The organism is Amphritea atlantica (genome assembly GCF_018860855.1).
Classification (GTDB): domain Bacteria; phylum Pseudomonadota; class Gammaproteobacteria; order Pseudomonadales; family Balneatricaceae; genus Amphritea; species Amphritea atlantica_A.
In genome coordinates, this window is the sequence record NZ_JAHKQE010000028.1 from 21,700 (window position 1) to 43,994 (window position 22,295).

Below are 22,295 nucleotides of genomic sequence, written 5' to 3' on the forward strand. Positions count from 1 at the left end.
ACGAGGGGCAAGTGATGCCCCTCAAACCTTCGACGAAGGATCCACTGATAAAACGGGTCTATTTATTCAGGAATAGTTCGCGGCCGATCAGCATCCGGCGGATCTCAGAGGTGCCTGCGCCGATTTCGTATAGTTTAGCGTCACGCAGCAAGCGACCGGTTGGGAACTCATTGATGTAACCGTTGCCGCCGAGTAGCTGAATGGCGTCGAGTGCAATCTTGGTAGCCATCTCAGCGGTATAGAGGATGACCGCAGCACAGTCTTTACGTGACGTCTCGCCGCGCATTGCGGATTGGGCAACGGTGTAAGCGTAGGATTTAGAGGCGTTCATGAGGGTGTACATATCGGCTACTTTGCCCTGTACCATTTCAAACTCACCGATCGCTTTACCAAACTGAACCCGATCACGGGTGTAAGGAATGGTGATATCCATCGCCGCTTGCATAATGCCCAGTGGGCCGCCTGCTAGTACCAGTCGTTCGTAGTCTAGGCCAGACATCAATACGCGAACACCGCCGTTCAGTTCGCCGAGGATGTTTTCTTTGGGCACTGGGCAGTCTTGGAAAACCAGTTCACAGGTGTTGGAGCCACGCATACCCAGTTTGTCGAGTTTCTGGTGACGAGAAAAGCCAGGGTAGTCACGTTCAACGATAAAGGCTGTAATTCCTTTAGCGCCGGCAGCAACATCGGTTTTGGCATAAATCACGTAGGTGTTAGCATCTGGACCATTGGTGATCCACATCTTGTTGCCGTTCAGCAGGTAATGATCACCGTTGTCGCGCGCCGTCAATTTCATGGACACAACGTCAGAACCGGCATTCGGCTCAGACATAGCCAGTGCGCCGATATGTTCGCCGCTGATCAGCTTCGGTAGGTAAGTGAGTTTTTGCTCATGAGTACCGTTACGGTGGATCTGGTTGATACACAGGTTTGAATGCGCGCCATAGGATAGGCCAACAGAGGCAGATGCACGGCTGATCTCTTCCATCGCAATCATGTGGGCCAGATAGCCCATGCCAACACCGCCGTATTCCTCTTTAACAGTAATCCCTAACAAGCCCATATCACCAAATTTGCGCCATAGATCATTGGGGAACTCGTTATCGCGGTCGATCTGATCGGCGCGAGGGGCGATCTCCTGTGCAGCAAAACTATTCACGTGCTCTCGCAGCATATCGAGCGTTTCGCCGAGTCCAAAATTAAGTGAGCTATACTGTGCAATCATTTTATGTCCACCTGGCTTTAGGAGTTGGTAGGGCTAGTCGTTAATGGCTGTCCTGACCGTTTCCGGTTTGCGTTTATTGTTGTTGGTTAGTCACTAACCTAGTTTATTTGGTAAAGGGTTGCATTATTGCAGTGCTCTATACCGACTTCTCAATTTCTGTTTTTGCTGATAATTCATTCATCGCCTCGCGGCAGCGGGTTTCTGCGCTATCCAGTTCGAGCTGTAACATGGCGATATCGTTTAACTGTTGCTCAAGAGCGGCTTTTTTTTCTTCGATCTTGGCCATCAATAACTGTAGCTGCTTTATGCTGCCGGTGGGCGTTTCATCCCAAAGTTCAAACAGTTCGCGGGTCTCTGCAAGCGAGAAGCCCAAGCGTTTGCCCCGTAAAATCAGTTTTAACCGTACTCTGTCCTGCGCGCTGTAGATACGGGTTTGCCCGCGGCGAGTAGGAAATAGTAGCTGCTGATCTTCATAAAAACGGATGCTACGAGTCGTTACATCAAACTCGCTAGCCAGCTCGCTGATTGAAAAGGTGCCGGTATTGTTGATTTTCATTCTGACCTCGCAGATCACTCATATGCCTCTAATGTAGCGGAAGTTTACGTAAACGTAAAGTATCTTGCCGAATCTTGCCTGACTGTTACATTTGGTATGATTCGATATAAGTTATTGATAAATATGGTTTTAGCTAGTTTATTGTAAGACCAATGGATGAGCATAAGACTAAAGTATTACTTGTTATCCTGTAGGGGAAATTGCTAACTTGGTCGCAAGGCTGATATGGGCAAGATTGATTTTTGTCCATTTGATAATAAAAACAAATATAAATAGATAAGTGGGGCTGGTTCTTCATGAGTGCCGACTATGTTCTCGAAACCAGAAATCTGGTTAAGGAATTCAAGGGCTTTACCGCCGTTGATGATGTAAATCTTAAGGTTGAGCGGGGAACAATACATGCGCTGATCGGACCTAATGGTGCCGGTAAGACGACAGTATTTAACCTGCTGACAAAATTTCTCACTCCCTCTCGGGGCACCATTCTTTATAACGGTGCAGACATTACTTCAATGAAGTCTGCGGCAATTGCTCGAAAAGGCATTGTGCGTTCATTCCAAATTTCCGCTGTATTTCCGCATCTATCGGTGATGGAAAATGTGCGTATCGCCCTGCAACGTAAAGAGGGTAATAGCTTTCATTTCTGGAAGTCGGTCAAGGTGCTGGACAAGCTCAATGAGCGTGCCTATGAGTTGTTAAATGAAGTGGGTTTGAAAGACTATGCTAATGCGCTCACCGTCGATCTACCCTATGGTCGTAAGCGTGCGCTTGAGATCGCGACAACCTTAGCGCTCGATCCAGAGATGTTATTGCTGGATGAGCCAACTCAAGGTATGGGTCATGAAGATGTTAGCGTGGTTGCCGACCTGATTAAAAAGGTTTCCGCGAATCGCACCATCTTGATGGTTGAACATAACTTACATGTTGTGGCTCAACTGGCTGATACCATCACCGTATTGCAACGGGGTGCCATCTTGACCGAAGGCGACTATGAAACCGTGTCTCAAGATCCACAGGTACGTGAAGCGTATATGGGGGTTGAAGCGGATGATGAAGTTGCCCAAGCCATTGCCGCGGCTAATGTCGCTGGAAAAGCGAGCGCAGCTAAAGGGGAGGAAGTATGAGCACTACAGGTGAAAAGATCCGCATTAATGATCTGCATGCTTATTACGGTGAATCCCATATCCTTCACGGTATCGATATGACCATTATGCAGGGTGAATTGGTCACGCTGCTTGGACGTAACGGTGCAGGGCGCTCTACTACGCTGAAAGCGATCATGAATATGGTTGGCCGACGTACCGGTAAGATTAATATTAACGGTACTGAAACCATCAGCATGGCGGCACATAAAATTGCCCATCTTGGTGTCGGTTATTGCCCAGAAGAGCGGGGCATATTTTCCAGCCTTAATGTTGAAGAAAATCTGATGCTGCCGCCCAATGTGCGTTCCGATGGCATGAGTGTCGAAGAGATCTATGACATCTTTCCTAATCTCGCGGAGCGTCGTTATAGTCAGGGCACACGTCTATCGGGTGGTGAACAGCAAATGCTGGCGATGGCCCGTATTCTCAGAACTGGCGCCAATATTTTACTTCTCGATGAAATTACCGAGGGGCTAGCGCCGGTAATTGTGCAAAAACTCGCTGAGGTTCTATTAATGCTCAAGGAGCGAGGTCTGACGATCTTACTCGTTGAACAAAACTTCCGTTTCGCAGCTCCTATCGCGGATCGGCACTACGTTATGGAGCATGGGCATATCGTTGAGGAAGTTCATCAAGATGAACTTGCCGAAAAAACAGAACTATTAAATACCTATCTGGGTGTTTAAGGTTCGGAAAAACCAGTAAGAAAAAAACTCTAAAAATGAAGTTCGATAAAAATAAAAAGTTCTCAATCAGGAGTGACAACATGAAAGCGATGAAGAAGACCCTTTTGGCGGTAGCAATGACAGTGGCTGCAACCACCGGTGTTCAGGCTGCCGGTATCTCTAATGATGTGGTTAAGATCGGTGTTTTAGTGGATATGGGCGGTGTTTATGCCGATATCTGTGGTCAGGGGTGTGTCACCGCTGTAGAAATGGCCGTTGAAGATTTCGGCGGTACGGTACTCGGTAAACCGATTGAGATCGTGAGTGCCGATGATCAAAACAAGCCCGATGTAGGCTCTGCTAAAGTTCGTCAATGGATTGAAAATGACAACGTTGATGTTGTGACTGGCTTAGTTGCATCCTCAGTGACCGGTGCGGCAACTAAAGTGCTGACCGATGCGAAGAAAATTGCTCTGATCTCGACCTCTGCGAGTAATGCTTTCACGACTAAAGCCTGTTCTCCTTATAACGTTCATTGGACCTATAACGTTGCCGCATTGGCTAACGGTACTGTTAAACCGATGGTCGCTGCGGGTAAGAAAAAATGGTTCTTTATCACGGCTGATTACGCCTTTGGCCATGCGCTAGAAGGTATTGCGACTAAGGTTATCGAATCCAGCGGTGGTGAGGTGGTTGGTGCGGTGCGTGCGCCATTTGGTACCACTGACTTCTCTTCTTATGTACTCCAAGCTCAAGCATCAGGGGCTGATGTGGTTGGTCTGGCGAATGCCGGCGGTGACTTTGTGAACTCGCTGAAAACAGCGGCTGAGTTTGGTTTAACTGAGACCACCGATGTTGCTGGTTTGTTGGTGTTTACCAATAATGCCTTGGCGCTGGATCCTGCTATCGCAGCGGGTATGAAAGCGACTTCCGGTTTCTATTGGGATATGGATGACCAAACCCGTGAATGGTCTGCTCGCTTTAAGGCGCGTCATGGTGTAATTCCTTCGATGGGTCAGGCGGGTCAATACTCAATGACCATGCATTATCTGAATGCGATCAAAGCCGCCGGTACCGATGAGTCAGATGCGGTGATGAAAAAGATGAAAGAGACTAAACCAGATGACTTCTTTGCCCGTAACGCAACCCTGCGTAACGATGGTCGAATGGTTCACGATATGTTGTTAGTGAGCATTAAAGATGCTGCCAGCCGTAAGTCACCAGACGATATTTATAATATCGAAGAGGTTATTCCGGGTGATGTAGCATTCAACCCAATGCTGCCTGAGTGTGATTTCAAGTAACCAATACGGTTGAAACGTTTTACTTGAAAATAGGGGGTGGCGTGATGTGTTACCCGCCCCCGATCTTATCTGCAAAGATAGTCTGAAAGGTGTGTATGGGCTCGGCCGAAGGGGACGACCTCGTACACCACCTTTGCTTCTCTGGGTGATGTTATGGCGACGATATTTGGTATTAATCTGTTTGCGCTGTCGGGACAATTGTTGGTGGGACTGATCAATGGATCTTTCTATGCACTACTAAGTCTTGGCCTCGCGATTATTTTTGGTCTTTTAAAAATTATAAACTTCGCGCAGGGCGCGATGTATATGCTCGGCGCTTTCTTTGCTTGGATGGCCCTTAACTACATGGGCATCAATTATTGGTGGGCGCTGATTCTGGTGCCGATAGCGATTGGCTTGTTAGCCATACTGATGGAGCGCTTTTTAGTGCGTCCGATTGCTAACGAGGATCACCTTTACAGTCTGCTGCTAACCTTTGGTATCGCCTTGGTGCTGCAGGGGGCATTTACGCATATTTATGGTTCTTCCGGTTTGCCTTATCAGATTCCCGATGAGCTTAAAGGCGGGACTAAACTACCTTTTATGTATCTCCCTAATTACCGGGCATGGATTATCGTTAGTTCGTTGGTGGTCTGTTTTAGCACTTGGTGGGTGATAGAAAAAACTAAGCTTGGGGCCTACTTAAGGGCAGGCACTGAAAATCCACAGTTAATGCAGGGTTTCGGTATTAATGTACCGTTGATTACCACCTTAACCTTTGGTTTTGGCGTGGCGTTGGCCGGGTTTGCCGGTGTGCTGGCGGCACCTGTTTATTCAGTCAGTCCTGATATGGGGTCGAATATTCTGATTGTGGTATTTGCGATCGTGGTTATTGGCGGGATGGGTTCCATCGGCGGTGCCATTCTAACGGGCCTAATGATGGGGGTCGTAGAAGGGTTGACTAAGTTTTTCTACCCAGAGGCATCCACGACGGTGATCTTCCTCTTTATGGTCATTGTTCTGCTGGTTAAGCCAGCCGGTCTGTTTGGTAAAGAGGCGTAGGAGTTAGACATGAAAATAAATAAACTCTACCTATTTCTGATTGTTGTTGCGCTGGTTGCACCGAGCTTGGTATATCCGGTGTTTCTGATGAAGCTACTGTGCTTCGCGTTGTTTGCCTGTGCCTTTAACCTTTTGTTGGGTTTTGTTGGTTTGCTGTCATTTGGGCATGCCGCTTTTCTCGGCACTGGGGGTTATATCACCGGTTATCTTATGCTGGAAACCGGTATTACCCCAGAGCTAGGTATTCTGGCGGGGACGGTTGGTGCCGGTTTGCTGGGGGCTATTTACGGTAAGTTAGCGGTGAAGCGCGAAGGTATCTACTTTGCGATGGTGACGCTGGCACTGGCCCAGTTAGCTTTCTTCTTTTATCTGCAGGCTCCTTTTTCCGGAGGAGAAGATGGACTACAAGGGGTGCGTCGTGGCGCGTTGTTCGGTTTGATCGATCTATCGGATAACTTTGCCATGTATTACTTTGTACTCGCTATCTTTATCTTTGGCTTCTGGTTGATACATCGGACTGTTCACTCCCCATTTGGGCAGATCCTGAAAGCGATTCGTGAAAATGAACCGCGAGCCGTATCGCTGGGTTACAACGTGAATGATTATAAATGGGTCGCCTTTATTATTTCGTCAGCCTTAGCGGGTTTGGCAGGCTCAACTAAAACATTGGTATTCCAGTTGGCGTCATTGACCGATGTTCATTGGCATATGTCCGGTGAAGTGGTACTGATGACATTACTCGGTGGTATGGGCACGATTTTCGGCCCCTTGGTGGGTGCCGGTGTGGTGGTCTCGATTCAGAACCTGCTGTCCGGTGGTGAGTTGGGTAACTATATCAATATTGTGATGGGCGTTATCTTTATTATCTGTGTATTGGCATTCCGCAGCGGTTTAGTGGGCGAATTCCAAAAATTGATGAAGAAAAACTTCAACTAAGGCAATAACGCTAATTATCTGAATGCGCTGTTTTTAAACGCATAGACATAACAAAAGGGACGCAGCCTGCGTCCCTTTTTACCGTCAAGTTTACCGTTAAGGTTTAATCTATCTGATCAGGAGTGGAGAAAGATGAGTCAGGATTCAATTGTAATTGTGAGTGCCGCCCGTACGCCAATGGGCGGAATGATGGGCGCGTTGAGTGATGTGCGCTCTCCTGATCTGTGTGCTACAGCTATTAAGGCGGCGCTGGAACGCGCAGGTGTTAAAGGTGACGAAGTTGATGAAGTGATCATGGGCTGTGTGCTGCCAGCAGGCTTAGGCCAAGCACCGGCACGTCAGGCGGCTCGTGGTGCGGGTATCCATGATGCTGCTGGAGCGACGACCGTCAACAAAATGTGCGGCTCGGGTATGAAAGCGGTGATGTTGGCGCATGATCAACTCAAAGCGGGCCAGGTTGATATTATGGTTGCTGGCGGCATGGAAAATATGAGTCAGGCACCGTATTTGTTACCCAAGGCGCGGGCAGGTATGCGCATGGGGCATCAACAGGCGATTGATCATATGTTTTTCGATGGTCTAGAGGATGCCTATGACGGTGGCTTAATGGGGAGTTTTGCGCAACAAAGTGCCGATGATTTTAATGTCACCCGCGAAGCGATGGATGACTTTGCCATCGGCTCATTGGAAAAGGCATTGAAAGCGATCGAAACCGGCCGTTTTAAAGATGAGATCGCCGCGGTAAGCGTTAAATCTCGAAAAGGTGACACGGTGGTCGATACTGATGAACAGCCGGGTAATGCTCAGGTAGAAAAAATTCGTAAGCTGAACCCTGCCTTTAAAAAAGAGGGTACGATCACTGCGGCGAACTCGAGTTCAATCTCCGATGGTGGTTCTGCATTGGTGTTGATGCGTGAATCTGAAGCGCAAAAACGGGGTCTTAAGCCGATGGCTCGTATCGTTGCGCATTCAACCCATGCACAGTTACCCGCTGAGTTTTCTATCGCCCCGATTGGTGCCATCAGTAAAGTGCTAGAACGGGCTGGTTGGAGCAAAGATGATGTTGATCTGTATGAGATCAATGAAGCTTTTGCAGTGGTGTCGATGTTGGCCATTAGTGAGCTGGGTCTGGACGCCAGCAAAGTTAATGTTAACGGTGGTGCTTGTGCCTTGGGTCATCCGATCGGTTCATCCGGTTCACGTATTCTGGTGACGCTGCTTTATGCACTGAAAAACCTAGGTAAGAAAACCGGTGTTGCAACGCTCTGTATCGGTGGCGGAGAAGCGACCGCCGTTGCCGTTGAGATGCTTTAAGTTGATGTTAACGTCGCGTTAGCAAAGCTTAATTACGAGCTTGATTAACGATATCGCGTTAGAAAAACCGATGCAGAGATGTGTTGGTTTTTTTTCGAGCTATTTTTAACCTTTATGAATGAGATTGAACTGATTGAGCTTGATTTAAGCAACGTTTGTCGCTTAGAGGCCGACTATCATAGGCGGGTGAGCTCTCTGCTGCGACGCTGTAGTTGCTATAGGCGTTGAGGCTCAAGGGTCTATCATTGAGAGCGGGTGATCAATCTCATGGGGGTTGTTGTGGATTACCGGTAAGTCTGTCGTAAACGAGCATTGACCTGTTATCTGAAGTTATCAAGAATGCATGATTAATTGATCAACGTTAGGGAGCGAGTGTGTAATGGATATGAGTCTTAAGCTGATGTTTAGCGGATTGGCCATGGTGCTGACATTCGTGGCGTTTGTTCCCTATATTCGTTCAATTCTGGCAGGGAGAACGCGGCCCCATGTTTTTTCTTGGTTTATCTGGGGCATTACCACCGTTATTGTATTCTTTGCTCAGCTGGAAGCCGAAGGGGGTGTCGGTGCTTGGCCGATTGGCCTGTCGGGTGTTATCACGGTGGGTGTGGCGGTACTGGCTTTTGTTAAGCGGGGGGATATCAGTATTACGCGAACCGACTGGGGCTTTTTTGTCGTTGCATTGGCTTCGTTGCCGTTTTGGTACCTCACCTCTGATCCACTCTGGACAGTGGTCGTGTTAAGCCTTGTCGACTTACTGGGATTTGGGCCGACGATACGTAAAGCTTATGCTTTTCCACACGAGGAGAATCAGTTGTTTTTCTTGTCATTTATGCTGCGTAATGTGTTTGTTATTCTCGCGTTGGAACATTATTCCGTAACAACCGTTCTGTTTCCTCTTTCAATTGCCGCTGCCTGTACCTGTTTGTTGATGACTGTTGCGTATCGTCGCAGGGTAGTTCTGTCTGACGCCGCAGGATAATGATGACTGGCTGTCAGCCTTTTCGATAAGGTATATTGGTCTTATGAAAATACAACATTTAGTCATCCTATTTAGCTGTTTCTCTTTGTTCTCGGGCTTATCTATCGCGGGTGAGGCGGATGTGATCGCGGTAAAAATGACGCCGCGGGGTGATCATCGCTATGATTTTAGTGTGACGGTTCGTCATGCCGACAGTGGCTGGGATCATTATGCCAATCGTTGGGAGGTGTTGGATGTTGCCGGTAACGTAATTGCCAGTCGAGTATTGTTGCATCCTCATGTTGCAGAACAACCGTTTACACGAGGCTTGTCCGGCGTGGAAATTCCCGCCGAGATAAAACAGGTGAGAATTCGGGCTCATGATCTAGTGCATGAATATGGAGGCTCTGAGCTGGTGGTTGATTTGACCGAATAAAAATTCGGTTTTCGATAGCTCAAGCATTTGACTTAGCCACTTATATTGGTGTTGTGTGGTGGTATTTAAAGCGTAGTAACTGCCTAATTTGACGCGTTTTTTTATGTCTTTTAATGTATTTATTTATTGATGTGAACCCTTGTGAATAATCCTATTGACGTTAGAATAAAGTCCATTCTAATGGAGCGCACAGGGATTATTGCAAATGTCAGACCAATTTAAAGTCGTTTTTACCGGATCGCTTGTCGATGGTAGCGAGCCAGAAAGCGTAATATCTGCGTTTGCCGAAAAATTCAGGTGTAGTGAAGAGAAAGCGCGGGCACTGATTACATCAGGTAAAGAAAGCGTTATTAAGAGTGATGTGGATAAAGCTAAGGCTGAAAAGTATCAGGCTGCGTTAATCGGAATAGGTCTTAACGCTGAGGTGGTGGCACTTGAGCCCGTTAAGCCGCGGGTCACCTTTGAACTGGAAGGCGATGAGCCTGTTGGTGTGGTGAGCGATTCCTCTTCTGGTTCCTCTGGTTCTTCGGTCAAATCTTGCCCTAAATGTGGCTCGACTGAGATGGCTGATGACCGGTGTCTCAGCTGTAAAATTATCATCTCTAAATATTTAGCGCTGCAATCGAATGGTGCGGCTTCTGTCGCTTCAGGTGTAGTGGACTATACAGCGACCCCTTCTAGTAATGCAGCCTCATCTTCCGCTGAACGTTTCTCCAACAGCGACACAGATAACGCTTCTAACCATAGTTCTTCAAGTAATAGTGGTTCTACTAACCCTTATCAAGCACCCGAAGCTGAACTCACTCCGGAATATGACGATGATGAACTGACAGGGCCTTCATCCGTGCCGATGACCAATGGTTGGCGCTGGTTGGCAGGTGGATTTAATCACTTTAAACAGAACCCTGTTGCATGGATTGTAGCCATCATTCTTTGGGGTGTTCTATCCGCTGTCATTAGTATTATTCCGGTTGTCGGTTCATTGGTGATTACGTTATTTACGCCGGTGATTACTGCTGGCTTTATGTTGGGTTGCCAAGCTCAAGAAGAGGGCGATGATTTCCGTATAGGTCACCTATTCAGTGGTTTTAGCAGTGATGTTGGTCAGTTGGTCTTGGTGGGCTTGATTTACTTAGTCGCCATCTTTGTCGCTATGATGCTGGTTATCGGTGGATTCTTTTTAGCCGTGGGCAGTGATGTGGGCAATTTCGGACAGGACATGTCGGCGATGGCTCTGCCTATGTTGATTGGTTTAGTCATGGTTGTGCCGGTGGTTATGGCCTATTGGTTTGCTCCTGCACTGGTAGCGCTCAACGGACTTTCTGCCATTGCTGCGATGAAACTGAGCTTTAGCGCCTGTTTGAAAAACATGCTGCCAGGCTTACTCTATTCCATTACTGCAATGGTTCTGTTTACGCTGGGCATGATTCCTTTTGGTTTAGGTCTATTGGTGGTGCTTCCGATGATAGCGGCATCTATGTATACCTCATATCGGGATATCTTTTACCGCTAAGCCGGTGATATGGATGAGCACAAGCCTGTGACGTCTTTAATCGATACGCTCAGAGAGCATGAAACGCCGGAGGGTATCCGGCTTGAACTGCGCTTAGCTGGGCCTGTGGTAAGGGCCTGTGCTTGGAGTATCGATATGCTCATTCGGGTCATTCTGTATGGTTTGGTATCCGGTGTATTTGCCTTTTTTGGCGGCATCGGCACCTCCTTAATGCTGATCATGTTTTTTTTGATCGAGTGGTTTTATCCGGTACTGTTTGAGTTATATAACGGTGCGTCGCCGGGTAAAAAAGCGATGGGCTTGGTGGTGATTCAGGATAATGGCACGCCGATTACGTTCTCCTCTTCATTGATCAGAAATCTATTACGCGCGGCTGATTTTCTACCCTTCCTCTATGCGGTGGGTTTACTCTCAATGCTGCTAAACCGTAACTTTCAGCGTCTCGGTGATCTCGCTGCTGGCACGTTGGTTGTTTATCGTGAAAAGGAGCTTGTACGGGCCCATCTACCGGAAGCTGAACGGCGTCGTCCCCCTGTCGATCTCAGTGTTGATGAGCAGCGTGAGCTGATTCGATTTGCTGAACGTTGCCCGCAGTTAAGTCGAGATCGACGGATAGAGCTAGCGACATTGCTCTTTCCTGTGACCGGTAAGCGGGGGCACGCAGCGGTGCAGGAAATACTCGGTTATGCCGCTTGGTTAACCCGGGGGAATCGATGAGGCAGGAACAGTTCGAAGCGCGTTATCAGCCTTTGTGGCAGCGTTTAGATGAACAGCTTGAGCAATTAGAGTCGTTTCGCTTTCGTCGTGGAGCTGAGTTGCCCGCTGACCTGCCGCAGCTATATCGTCAATTGTGTAATCACTACGCGCTGTCTAGTACGCGTCGTTATAGTCCTCAACTGGTTGAATATCTACATCGCTTAGTTTTACGTGGGCATCAGCAGCTATATACTCGCCGCGGCGCTTGGCTTTGGCGTTTCTTGATCTTTCTTGGGCGAGACTTTCCCGTAAGTCTGAGAATGAATCGAGGCTATTTTGCGGTGGCACTAGCATTGTTTCTGCTGCCGGGATTGTTGGCAGGTGGCTATTGTATGTATGACGATAGCTTTATCTACAGTTTGATGAGTGATGCCGAAGTCAGCAAGATGGAAGAGATGTATCGGCCCGATAACAGTCAACTGGGTCGTACTATCGAGCGCAGTGCCGAATCTGATTTTGCTATGTTTGGTTTCTATATCTACAACAATATTGGGATTGGCTTTCGCACCTTTGCGATGGGAATTTTAGCCGGTGTTGGCACTGTCTTTACGTTATTTTACAACGGCTTAGTGATTGGCGGTGTGGCGGGTTATCTCACCAGCTTGGGTTATACCGAAACATTTTGGCCCTTCGTTAGTGGGCATTCCGCATTAGAATTAACGGCGATCGTCATTAGTGGTGCTGCCGGCGTAATGGTCGGTCGTGGGGTAATCTGCCCGGGGCAATTTAGTCGTTTAGATGCGATTAAGCGACAGGCGGGAAGTGCGATTCCACTGATGATGGGGGCGGGATTGATGCTCCTGGCGGCCGCGTTTATTGAGGCATTCTGGTCCGCCAGTCATATGCCAAACCCGGTTAAATATGTCGCTGCGGCGATACTTTGGATTAGCATGATTCTTTATTTTGTTTATGCTGGCAGGGGGACGGGTGGAACTCGATAAACTCGAAATATCCCTGCGTCGACGCACACCCTGGGAAGCGATAGATCTCGGCTTTGCGCTAGCTCGTCGTTGGTTTAAGCCGCTCTGGTTACTCTGGATGAGTAGTGCGATTCCGCTAGGGATCTTTGTGTTTTATTTTTTCTATGACCAATTCTGGTTATTAATGTTGATTATCTGGTGGTTTAAACCGCTATATGAACCTCCTTTGATGTTTTGGTTAAGCCGTGCGGTGTTCGGTGAACCGTTGCCGGTGAAGGTCGTGTTACGTCAGTGGTGGTCCATTGTTAGGCCGCAACTGCTACTTAATTTAACATTGCGCCGGTTTAATCCGTCGCGTTCTTTTACGTTACCGGTGGGGCTACTTGAGGGGGTGCAGGGTAAAGCGAGGCGTAACCGTTTACGGGTTTTATCGAGGAATCAACATGCGGCAACTTGGTTGAGTGTTGTTGGTATTCATCTAGAGACGGTGCTGGAAATTGCCTTTATGAGCACGGTTTTTCTGTTGATACCGGAAGATTTACGCTGGGCTAGTTTTAGTGATTTGTGGTTGGCGCCGGGTCATTTTGGTGATTGGTTGCAGTTAGCGGGCGGCTTACTCTGTATGTCGGTTATCGCTCCCTTTTATGTCGCGGCAGGCTTTGCTCTTTATCTTAATCGCCGCAGTGAGCTGGAAGCGTGGGATATTGAGATCAGCTTTCGGCGTACGGGCGAGCATATCAAAACGGCTGCTGCCGGTTTAGGTCGGAGTCTCTTGCTACTGCTGGTTAGCTCGGTGTTGATATTACCCCTGTTGAGCGAGCCGGCCGATGCGGCTCAGCAGGTCAGCGCCCGTGAAGCCAAGCCGTTGATCGAAAAAGTGTTGCATGATGATGCTTTTGGTCGGATGGAAGAAACCCATTCTTGGCAATATATAGGTGATCCGGAACCCGAGTCCGACCCCGATTCAGGGGATAGTGATTTTTGGGATTTTTTAGAAGGCTTTTTTGATGCGACGTCCGGGTCATTCGATGGGATCGCCGCTATTTTTAAAATCATGATCTGGGCTGTGGGTGTCTTAATCGTCGCCTATCTGTTGTATCAGGTGGTCCAACATCGGCAATGGTTGCTGGGGTTTAAACGCGATTTGAAGGCGCCGGATAAAGCCTCAACAGTGGAACTGTTTGGTCTTGATCTACGCCCTGAACAGTTACCGGCCGATCCCGCGACAGCGGCGAGAGAGCTTGCCCGTCGAGGCGCTTTCCGCGAAGCGCTGAGTCTGCTGTATCGAGGTGCATTGGTTCATCTGGTTACTCAACAACAGCTAGAGATACCGGACAGTGCCACAGAAGGTGAGTGCGAGAGACTCGTCAATGCTAGTCAGGGAGCGGTAAACGCGGAGTATTTTAGCGATTTGACGACCCACTGGTTACGCATGGCTTACGGTCATATGACGCCGGCGGAAGAGTTGGTGTTACTTCTATGTGAGCGTTGGCAGGAGGTGTACGGCCATGTCAACGATTAATCGCTTCGTGCTGTGGGGGCTGGGGGCGTTGCTATTGGCGAGTGTTGCTTGGTACACCCTGTGGTTTTTTAATCACTACGAGCGGCAGACGCAGGAACGACGGGTTGATGTATCACCCCAAGCTCAGCGTAATCCTTTTTTTGCTGCAGAGCTTTTCTTGATAGAGCTAGGGTATGAGGTAGAGAGCTTTCGCGCTCGAGATCTGACGGCGAGGCTGCCCGCGCCAAGTGACGCACTGTTGGTACGGCGGCTGCCAGCGGATTTTACGGATCAGCAGCGGATTGCACTGAAGGAGTGGCTATACGCCGGCGGTGTTCTGATTCTGACACCGCCATCTTTCGATGAAGATGATGAGATTAACAATGCTTTCCTTGCCGACATAGGGGTGCAGCTGCGTACTCCGCGCAAGGATGACTCTCCTGATAATGAGTGTGATGGCGATGCTTGTGTGGCGTCAAAGGATAATACCTCTGAAGAGGCGACAGAAGGTGAATCGGGTTATCAGACGGTCGCTATGTTACTGACAGGGGAGCCTGAACCGATACACGCTGCTTTTCGTCAGGGGCGTGTTTTACGGGATGGGGATCTATGGGCCGAAGAGCGGTTTGGCTCCAGTCAGGGCACGCACCTGCTTACGTTTGCCACGGGTCGTGGGCGAGTATATGTACTCAGCGATCTGGACCTTTTTACTAATGGGCGGATTAAAGAGTTAGATCATGCTTTTCTTCTGAGTCATCTGGTGGCGGGTAGCCGCAAGGTGTGGATACAGTATGGGATTGATACGCCATCGTTGCCGCTGCTTTTATGGCAGAAAATTCCGTTTATTCTGGTGTCGCTAGGGGTGTTGTTATTACTGATGGGCTGGCGGTTGTTTTTATATACCGGTCCGCGACTTAATCTAGATAAGGTGCAGCGGCGTAACCTGTTAGAGCATATTGATGCGACCGCTGATTATGCGTGGCGTCTCGATAGAGGCTATCGCCTGTTTGATCATAACCGTGTCGCGCTGGAACAGGCTTGGCGAAAACGTCATCCGGGATTAAATATGATGGATAATCGTCAGCGGGCCGAATGGATCGCAGAGAAAACCGGTATGGCGGCCCGAGCGGTTGAACGTAGTCTTTATCAGCCGATTACCAAAGATCAGGATTTTATTAAAGCAACGCTGGTATTGCAGCAGCTGGCCAGCGGTTTAAAACAGCGGGAGTTAAGATGAGCGATTTGCAGGGACAGGATCAGCTGTCAGACAAGGTGCTGCGCAAGCTCGGGCAGCTGGAACAAGAGATCGGTAAAGCGGTCATTGGTCAGCGTCAGGTGATTCGAGATACCACCATTGCACTCTTGGCCGGTGGGCATGTGCTGGTAGAAGGCGTGCCAGGTTTAGGAAAGACACTACTCGTGCGGAGCCTAGCGGCTGCCGTTGGTGGGGTGTTCAATCGGGTGCAGTTTACCCCAGACCTGATGCCGAGTGATATCAGCGGCCATATTATGTTTGATCGCAAAAGTGATTCGTTCCGCGTGCGCAAGGGTCCGGTTTTTTGTAACTTTTTACTCGCGGATGAGATCAACCGCGCACCGGCCAAAACACAATCGGCACTGTTGGAAGTGATGCAAGAGCAGCAGGTGACCATTGAAGGGCAAACGTATGAGTTGCAGTTACCTTTTTTGGCGCTAGCGACACAAAACCCGATCGAGCAAGAGGGCACTTATCCGTTGCCTCAAGCGCAATTAGACCGCTTTTTATTGAAGGTGTATATCGACTACCCCGATATGGATGAAGAACTACAGATGGTGAAACAGATTACCAGTGGTTCTGTGGCCGATAAGCTTGATGTATCGCAGATCGTCGAGGTATTGAAGCCTGAAGAAATTCTCAGCCTACAGCGTTATACCGCCAAATTGGGTGTCGATGAGCAGATTGTCAGCTATGCGGTGAATATTGTCCGTGCGACGCGGGATTGGAGCGGTATTGATTCCGGCAGTGGTCCCCGTGGCAGCATCGCGTTACTGCGTGCAGGGCGGGCCAATGCGGTGTTATCTGGGCGAAGCTTTGTTACCCCTGATGACATTAAAGCGGTGGCGCCGGCAGTATTGCGCCATCGAATTAAGCTCAGTGCCGATCTCGAAATCGAGGGCTATAAGGCCGATGATGTCCTAAAAGATATCCTCGCTAACGTGCAGGCGCCAAGGGTATGATTCCATCCCGTCGGACGGTAATGCTGGCGGCGCTGATCTTGGCGCTGGCCATCGGTGTTGCATTCTGGCCCGGCTTAGCATGGTTACGCAATCTGATCGTCGCTGGGGCGGCTATTGTGCTGTTGCTCGACTTGCTACTCCACCGACGGGAACCGGCCGCTCAGGTGAGCCGTGAGTTACGAGGCAGTATTCCGGTAGGTGTCTGGAGTGAGGTGAAGTTGCAGGTGGACAACCTCAGTGGTCGCACACAGCAATTGATATTGCATGATCATCATCCGGCTGACTATGCTGTTGAGGGTTTGCCGCTGAGCTTAACGGTACCGGCTGAGCGTGCGGCTAAAGCCGTTTATCGTATCAAGCCGGATAAACGTGGGGATGGTGAGTTTAACGGCATTGATGTACTCAGCGTGTCGCCACTGGGATTATGGCAGCGTAAACAGTGCTTGTCGTTGCCGGGCCGAGTGAAAGTGTATCCAAACTTTCGCGCCGTGAGTCAGTTCACACTGTTGGCTACCGATCATCAGTTGAGTCAGATGGGCATTAAACATCGCTTACGCCGCGGTGAAGGTAATGATTTTCTGCAGTTACGGGAGTATCGAGCGGGTGATTCTTTGCGGCAAATCGATTGGAAAGCGACTTCCCGTTATCACAAGTTGATCTCTCGTGAGTATCAAGATGAACGGGATCAGCAGATTCTGTTTATGCTTGATTGTGGGCGGCGTATGCGACACCGAGAAGATGAGAGTGGTCATCTTGATCAAGCCCTGAATGCGATGTTGCTGCTGTCTTATGTGGCTGCAGAGCAGGGCGATGCGGTGGGTTTTCATACCTTTGGTGGCGTTAAACGTTGGTTTCCACCGGCCAAAGGGAATGTTGTACGAGAGATGATTGCTGCCACCTATGATCTCGAAGCAACAATTGAAGCCGCGGATTACCTCGAAGCGGCGCGAGCGTTGATGCCTCTGCAGCGTCGGCGGGCACTGATTGTCTTAGTGACCAATACCCGTGATGAAGACAGTGATGATCTGGTGACGGCGGTACGGCTACTGTCCCGTCGTCACTTAGTGGTCATTGCTGATCTGCGTGAGCAGGTGCTGGATAGCGCCCAAGCGGCCAAGGTAACGGATCTTGATTCTGCTTTACGCTTTCATGGCGTGCAGCAGTTCCTCGAAAGCCGCGCTCAGAATCATGAGTTGTTGCGCCATCAGGGCGCAATGCCGATGGATCTACTGGCTAAGCAGTTACCGGTAGCATTAATCAACCAATATCTAACGGTGAAGGCTTCGGGGCGTTTATAGGCGCTGCCTTGTTAATTGACGATGCTAGGACGCCGACGGAATAGATTAACCTGAGAGGCTATCATGCCCAGCAACATCAGGCCGCAGCCGATCATCGCCCGTTGACTGAAGGCTTCATTGAGTAACCACCATCCGCCAATCACCGCGAATACGGCTTCTAAACTCATGATGATCGCCGCATGTGAGGCGGGAGCGTCCCGTTGTGCCACCACTTGTAGTGTATAAGCCACGCCCACCGAGAGTAGTCCCGCGTATGCGATCGGCTGCCAAGCGAGAACGATATTGTTAAGGCTGAGGCTGTCTTGTTCGAAGATTATCGCCACGATAAAGCTCAATAGCGCACAGATAAAAAATTGAATAATCGCGAGTCTCAGATTATCGAGCTGACTGGCCAGCTTGCCGATTATCACGACGTGACCGGCCCAGAAAAAAGCACTGCCAAGCACCAGTAGATCGCCGGTGTTAATGCTGAAGCTTTCTCCCGGCTGCTGAGTGACAGTCAGAAAGTAGAGCCCCAGCACGGCAAGTAGGCCGCCGATCCAAGTATTCAGACGGGTGACATGGCCGAGTAGCAGCCCAATAAGTGGGACGATGACGATATAGAGTCCGGTGATAAAGCCAGCGTTACCTGCGGATGTCCAGATCAATCCTACTTGCTGTAATGAGGCTCCGAGAAAGAGAAAAATACCCGCAGCGATACTGCCACGTAACATTGCTTTAGGTTCGGTAGATCCCGCTTTAGGGCGAAATATCAACAGTAAAGGGAGCAGTGACAAAGCCCCTAAGAGAAAGCGCGCGGCATTAAAGCTAAAGGGGCCAAGGTGATCCATTCCTAGGCGTTGGGCAACAAAGGCAAGCCCCCAGATAGCAGCGACTAACAGTAGCGTCAGATCAGCACGGATATTGCGGGTTTCCATCAATGGAGCCTCTTAGCATCGTCATAAAGCGGCTATTGTAGATAGCTGTTTTTTTTACGCAATGGGTAAGGCTCTTTTATCTTCTGCTGGGCTGTCGTTGCATCCGTGTTGAGTCGCAAATGATATCGTGTTTATGGGTTAGATGATTGCATATAGCGCTCAACCGTATCAACCACGGCTTGGGTTTGGCTGTCCACTTCTAGGTTGATAGGATCGCCCACTGAAGCTTGGCCAAATAGTGTCACCGATAGCGTTTCGGGAATCAAAAAGACATTGAAGCGGTTAGCCTCGACTTCACCAATGGTTAGGCTGCAGCCATTCAGGGCGACAAAGCCTTTGGGTAAAATGTATTTGATGATCTCGGCAGGGGCTTCAAACCAAACGATGCGGTTATCCGCCGGCTGTTCAATGTCTACAATGGTCGCCTGCCCATGGATATGGCCAGATAGCAGGTGTCCACCAATTTCATCGCCGATACGGGCCGCGCGTTCAAAATTCACCCGGTCGCCCGGCTTTAATCTACCTAGGTTAGTCACCCTCAGCGTTTCCATAATTAAATCAAATTGAATCTGATTCTGGTTGAATGCCGTAATGGTTAGGCAAGTACCGTTAATGGCGATGCTGGCGCCGGTTTGAAGGTTATCGCAATGCGCTTGGGGAAACGCCAGTGTGAGCTGCATGAACTGATCTTTAATCGTGGTCGTAACGACCGTTGCAGTGCCCTGAACAATACCGGTGAACATAAATATTCCTGTTAAATTATCACGGGTCTATGGTTATAAAGACTGACTGCGTTGATTGCAATGCTTTAAAGGAGATCTGTATGAAGGTTTTGATCACAGGGGCCACCGGGTTTATTGGTGGTCATCTTGTACCCCGTTTGTTGCAGGACGGACATGAGCTGATAATCATGAGTCGCTCAGCACAGAAAGCGCAGAAGCAATTTGGTACAGCTGTTCGCGTGATTACGCGTCCTGATCAGATTCAGAGTGATGAGCAGGTTGACGGTATTATTAATTTGGCCGGTGCTGGTATTGCGGATAAGCGCTGGAATGAAGCGCGTAAAAAGGTTTTGGTTGATAGCCGGGTTGAGATCACTAACCAGTTGATCTCTCTTATTAGTCGGTTGGAGCATAAGCCCGAAGTCATGATCAGTGGTTCAGCCATCGGTTATTACGGTTGTCGTGATGATGATCTGTTGTTAGACGAGCACGGAGATGTTGTCGAAGATTTTACACACACACTGTGTCAGCGCTGGGAGAGCGAAGCGCTCAAGGCTCAGGCGATGAATGTGAGAGTCTGTCTTATCAGAACGGGTATTGTCTTGGGACCAGGTGGCGCTTTGGCTAAAATGTTACCGCCTTTTCGTCTTGGACTGGGAGGCCCTGTTGCAGAAGGGCAGCAGTGGATGTCCTGGATTCATCTGGACGATCAGTTAGAGGTTATCTGTATGCTGTTAACCCATGATCAGTTTAGCGGGGCCTTTAACCTGACCGCCCCAGAGGCGGTGACTAATGCCACCTTTAGCCGGCAACTGGCGGCGATGCTATCCCGTCCCGCTTGGTTTAGGGTGCCTGCCTTTGTCTTGAAGTTGATATTGGGTGAGGGGAGTGATCTTTTGGTTAAAGGCCAGCGGGTCTATCCCCAGCGATTGTTGGATGCGGGTTATCAGTTTGCTTATCCTAAACTCAAGGATGCCTTGCAACAGATTAAAGCACCGAAGTAGCCTGTGGCTAATATGCCGCGAGCGGTGTTAATTATGAACGGATATGTTCAAGAGCTTTAGCGAGCAGATCGCCGGACCAACGTCCAGATTCAGAACCGCTGATATAGCTTTCCATATCAATTAACAAGAGTTCTAGGGTTTTACTCTTTTTTAGATCACTCAGATCGAGACTGTCTTCAAAGCGGTTATGGGGCCAAAATAGTCTGGCCCAATCGAGTATTAATAACCGGGCTTCTAAGGGTTGGTCGTTATAGCAGGCTTCTATGGCTAAGCGAAACGCTTGTTGCTCTTCCTGCATGATTTTATTGAGTTTGTCGTGGTTGCTTTGTTGTGCTGAGTTGTCTTGTGGCTGAGAGGGTTGTCGTGGCGTAACGGCAGGCTGATCGGTCTCGCCGATATCAAATCTTTTGCGGCGCTGAGAGGCGTGGCTATATAGCCATCCCAGTGAAGAGATAATCGCTATGGCGGCTAACAACCAAATGAGAAATTGTGCTTTCTGCTCCTTGTCCGCCTCTGTGGTTTTAGGTGGCGTGGGGGCTTTTGTTTCTTGGTCCGCGACGATAGCCGGTTTGGCCGCTAACACTTTCCTAGGCTCTATGTTGAGAATGAGCTGAGTTAGAGTGGCGGTTGCGCTTTTGTCCTGATTTATATTCCACCACGGGATACTAATCTCCGGCAATGTGACTTCACCGCGTTCGGTTGGCTGGATGCGCACGGTCTCAGTCCGACTGCTGATAATTCCGCTGGGCGTAACTTTCTGTTCTAGGCTGACATCGTCAACGCTAATCTGTGCGAGTTCATTACGCAGAGGCATAATGGCCGGCAACTGATTGGCGAGTAAGCCTTCAGCACTGATTTTGTATGTCCGTACTTGGCTGTCGCCGAGTGTGAGTGTGTTCTCGGCTCCACTGGTCAGGTCTTCAAGGGTGAGCTTGGTGGTTGGCAACCAATAACCCCGTTTTTGCTGTGCAACCTGAGGGAATACGTCGATCAGCACTGGAGCGGTGTTTAGCTCGGGAGTGCCAGGCCCAGCGCTAAAATGAGCACTGGGTATGGTGAGCTGACCGGCCTTTTCAGGGAATAGGGCATAACTTTGCTCTGTTACCTGATAGGTCTGGCCTTTCATTTGGCGGGAGTAGTGCTGTGTTTCCCCCAAGGGGATGATTTGCGTATCAGGGATTACCGGTTCAGACAGTGTCGACATCGGCGGAAGGTCATCCAAGTGAAATAGGCGAGTGCTATAAAGCAGTTGGCTATTTTGATACACCTCGTTGCTATCGACGGAGCTTTCGAGATAATCATCATGACTGACAAGCGCTGCAGCGCCACTTGTGCCTGCGACGCTGATCAGTTGTGGCTGGCTAAACTCGTTGTTCATCTGGAGCGCGGGGATCTGTAGATCGCCAGCACGACGTGGGCGTAACAGTATTTTCCAACGGGTAGTGTTTTGGTTTTCGCCATTAGCATAACTAGAGACAGTCATCTGCTTGCTGCCGAGGAAATGAAAGTCTTGCGTCAGTGGCGAAAAGTCGGGCCGGCTGGCTGTGCGTTGATCTACTTCTACCGTGAGTAGGATAGTTTCACCTTCGGTGATAGAGAATCGATCCGGGTAGACACTAAATTCGGCGCACACCGGAAAAGAAACAAAGGCAAAGATGACGGTAACAAGTAAACGGGTATGGTGAAACAAATGCGACATAAGTGGCTTTATCTCCGGTTGTCTGTCCGGCTCCAAGAGTTATGTGGCGGGTTTTGAGGGGCCGCTGGCGGCTGTGATGCCGCTGTTGATACGTTAGCATAACTGAAAAATAGAAGTAAAAGATATCTTTTGGGGTTTTATAAGCTATTGTTTTTGCTATATTCAGAA

General features: G+C 49.2%; 21 protein-coding genes. 16 read left to right on the forward strand and 5 right to left on the reverse strand.

The genetic code is table 11. The features are described from left to right. Positions 1-58: 58 nt before the first annotated feature. Together KO512_RS12390 and KO512_RS12395 are read right to left on the reverse strand one after the other, a co-directional pair. Positions 59-1,225: an isovaleryl-CoA dehydrogenase gene (locus KO512_RS12390; RefSeq protein WP_215952669.1), complete on the reverse strand. Its 1,167-nt coding sequence runs from the start codon at positions 1,223-1,225 to the stop codon at positions 59-61. Positions 1,226-1,361: 136 nt separating this feature from the next. Beyond that, positions 1,362-1,781, reverse strand: coding sequence for a MerR family transcriptional regulator (locus KO512_RS12395; protein WP_215952670.1), 420 nt, complete (start codon positions 1,779-1,781; stop codon positions 1,362-1,364). A gap of 296 nt (positions 1,782-2,077) precedes the next feature. Between KO512_RS12395 and KO512_RS12400 the strand changes: the two genes are divergently transcribed. The 15 genes from KO512_RS12400 to KO512_RS12470 all read left to right on the forward strand — a co-directional run bounded on the left by KO512_RS12400 (position 2,078) and on the right by KO512_RS12470 (position 17,785). Next, on the forward strand, positions 2,078-2,905 hold the full coding sequence (locus KO512_RS12400) for an ABC transporter ATP-binding protein (RefSeq protein ID WP_215952671.1): 828 nt from the start codon (positions 2,078-2,080) through the stop codon (positions 2,903-2,905). Next, positions 2,902-3,612 (forward strand): ABC transporter ATP-binding protein, encoded by a 711-nt coding sequence (locus KO512_RS12405; RefSeq protein WP_215952672.1) that lies wholly within the window; start codon positions 2,902-2,904, stop codon positions 3,610-3,612. Before KO512_RS12400 ends, KO512_RS12405 begins: the two co-directional genes overlap by 4 nt. 80 nt (positions 3,613-3,692) lie before the next feature. Further along, a complete protein-coding gene (locus KO512_RS12410; protein WP_215952673.1) occupies positions 3,693-4,895 on the forward strand; it encodes an ABC transporter substrate-binding protein in 1,203 nt (400 codons plus the stop codon). A gap of 153 nt (positions 4,896-5,048) precedes the next feature. Beyond that, a complete protein-coding gene (locus tag KO512_RS12415; protein ID WP_215952674.1) occupies positions 5,049-5,936 on the forward strand; it encodes a branched-chain amino acid ABC transporter permease in 888 nt (295 codons plus the stop codon). A gap of 9 nt (positions 5,937-5,945) precedes the next feature. Beyond that, a complete protein-coding gene (locus KO512_RS12420) occupies positions 5,946-6,872 on the forward strand; it encodes a branched-chain amino acid ABC transporter permease (RefSeq protein ID WP_215952675.1) in 927 nt (308 codons plus the stop codon). Between the two features lie 132 nt (positions 6,873-7,004). Further along, positions 7,005-8,186, forward strand: coding sequence for a thiolase family protein (locus KO512_RS12425; protein WP_215952676.1), 1,182 nt, complete (start codon positions 7,005-7,007; stop codon positions 8,184-8,186). A gap of 379 nt (positions 8,187-8,565) precedes the next feature. Then, the gene (locus KO512_RS12430; protein WP_215952677.1) at positions 8,566-9,165 is read left to right on the forward strand and encodes a hypothetical protein; all 600 of its coding nucleotides are present in this window, start codon (positions 8,566-8,568) and stop codon (positions 9,163-9,165) included. A 43-nt stretch (positions 9,166-9,208) separates the two neighbouring features. Then, entirely contained in the window at positions 9,209-9,580 is a 372-nt protein-coding gene (locus KO512_RS12435; protein ID WP_215952678.1) for a hypothetical protein, read from the forward strand. 205 nt (positions 9,581-9,785) lie between these two features. After that, positions 9,786-11,093, forward strand: coding sequence for a BPSS1780 family membrane protein (locus KO512_RS12440; protein WP_215952679.1), 1,308 nt, complete (start codon positions 9,786-9,788; stop codon positions 11,091-11,093). A 9-nt stretch (positions 11,094-11,102) separates the two neighbouring features. Then, complete coding sequence (locus KO512_RS12445; RefSeq protein WP_252735005.1) at positions 11,103-11,810, forward strand: RDD family protein; 708 nt, start codon at positions 11,103-11,105, stop codon at positions 11,808-11,810. Further along, entirely contained in the window at positions 11,807-12,790 is a 984-nt protein-coding gene (locus KO512_RS12450; protein ID WP_215952680.1) for a stage II sporulation protein M, read from the forward strand. The genes KO512_RS12445 and KO512_RS12450 overlap by 4 nt, the downstream gene beginning before the upstream one ends. Continuing rightward, complete coding sequence (locus KO512_RS12455) at positions 12,777-14,291, forward strand: DUF4129 domain-containing protein (protein WP_215952681.1); 1,515 nt, start codon at positions 12,777-12,779, stop codon at positions 14,289-14,291. Before KO512_RS12450 ends, KO512_RS12455 begins: the two co-directional genes overlap by 14 nt. Then, positions 14,278-15,507, forward strand: coding sequence for a DUF4350 domain-containing protein (locus tag KO512_RS12460; RefSeq protein WP_215952682.1), 1,230 nt, complete (start codon positions 14,278-14,280; stop codon positions 15,505-15,507). Before KO512_RS12455 ends, KO512_RS12460 begins: the two co-directional genes overlap by 14 nt. Further along, on the forward strand, positions 15,504-16,487 hold the full coding sequence (locus tag KO512_RS12465; protein ID WP_215952683.1) for an AAA family ATPase: 984 nt from the start codon (positions 15,504-15,506) through the stop codon (positions 16,485-16,487). Before KO512_RS12460 ends, KO512_RS12465 begins: the two co-directional genes overlap by 4 nt. Further along, the gene (locus KO512_RS12470) at positions 16,484-17,785 is read left to right on the forward strand and encodes a DUF58 domain-containing protein (protein ID WP_215952684.1); all 1,302 of its coding nucleotides are present in this window, start codon (positions 16,484-16,486) and stop codon (positions 17,783-17,785) included. The genes KO512_RS12465 and KO512_RS12470 overlap by 4 nt, the downstream gene beginning before the upstream one ends. An 11-nt stretch (positions 17,786-17,796) precedes the next feature. On the opposite strand, the gene KO512_RS12475 is transcribed toward KO512_RS12470, so the two are convergent. Both KO512_RS12475 and KO512_RS12480 read right to left on the reverse strand, forming a co-directional pair. Continuing rightward, on the reverse strand, positions 17,797-18,702 hold the full coding sequence (locus KO512_RS12475) for a DMT family transporter (protein ID WP_215952685.1): 906 nt from the start codon (positions 18,700-18,702) through the stop codon (positions 17,797-17,799). 131 nt (positions 18,703-18,833) lie between these two features. Next, on the reverse strand, positions 18,834-19,445 hold the full coding sequence (locus KO512_RS12480) for a riboflavin synthase subunit alpha (protein ID WP_215952686.1): 612 nt from the start codon (positions 19,443-19,445) through the stop codon (positions 18,834-18,836). Between the two features lie 80 nt (positions 19,446-19,525). Here KO512_RS12480 and KO512_RS12485 point away from each other — a divergent pair, with 80 nt between their 5' ends. Further along, positions 19,526-20,428: a TIGR01777 family oxidoreductase gene (locus KO512_RS12485; RefSeq protein WP_215952687.1), complete on the forward strand. Its 903-nt coding sequence runs from the start codon at positions 19,526-19,528 to the stop codon at positions 20,426-20,428. A gap of 31 nt (positions 20,429-20,459) precedes the next feature. On the opposite strand, the gene KO512_RS12490 is transcribed toward KO512_RS12485, so the two are convergent. Further along, complete coding sequence (locus tag KO512_RS12490; protein WP_215952688.1) at positions 20,460-22,127, reverse strand: BatD family protein; 1,668 nt, start codon at positions 22,125-22,127, stop codon at positions 20,460-20,462. Positions 22,128-22,295: the final 168 nt, after the last annotated feature.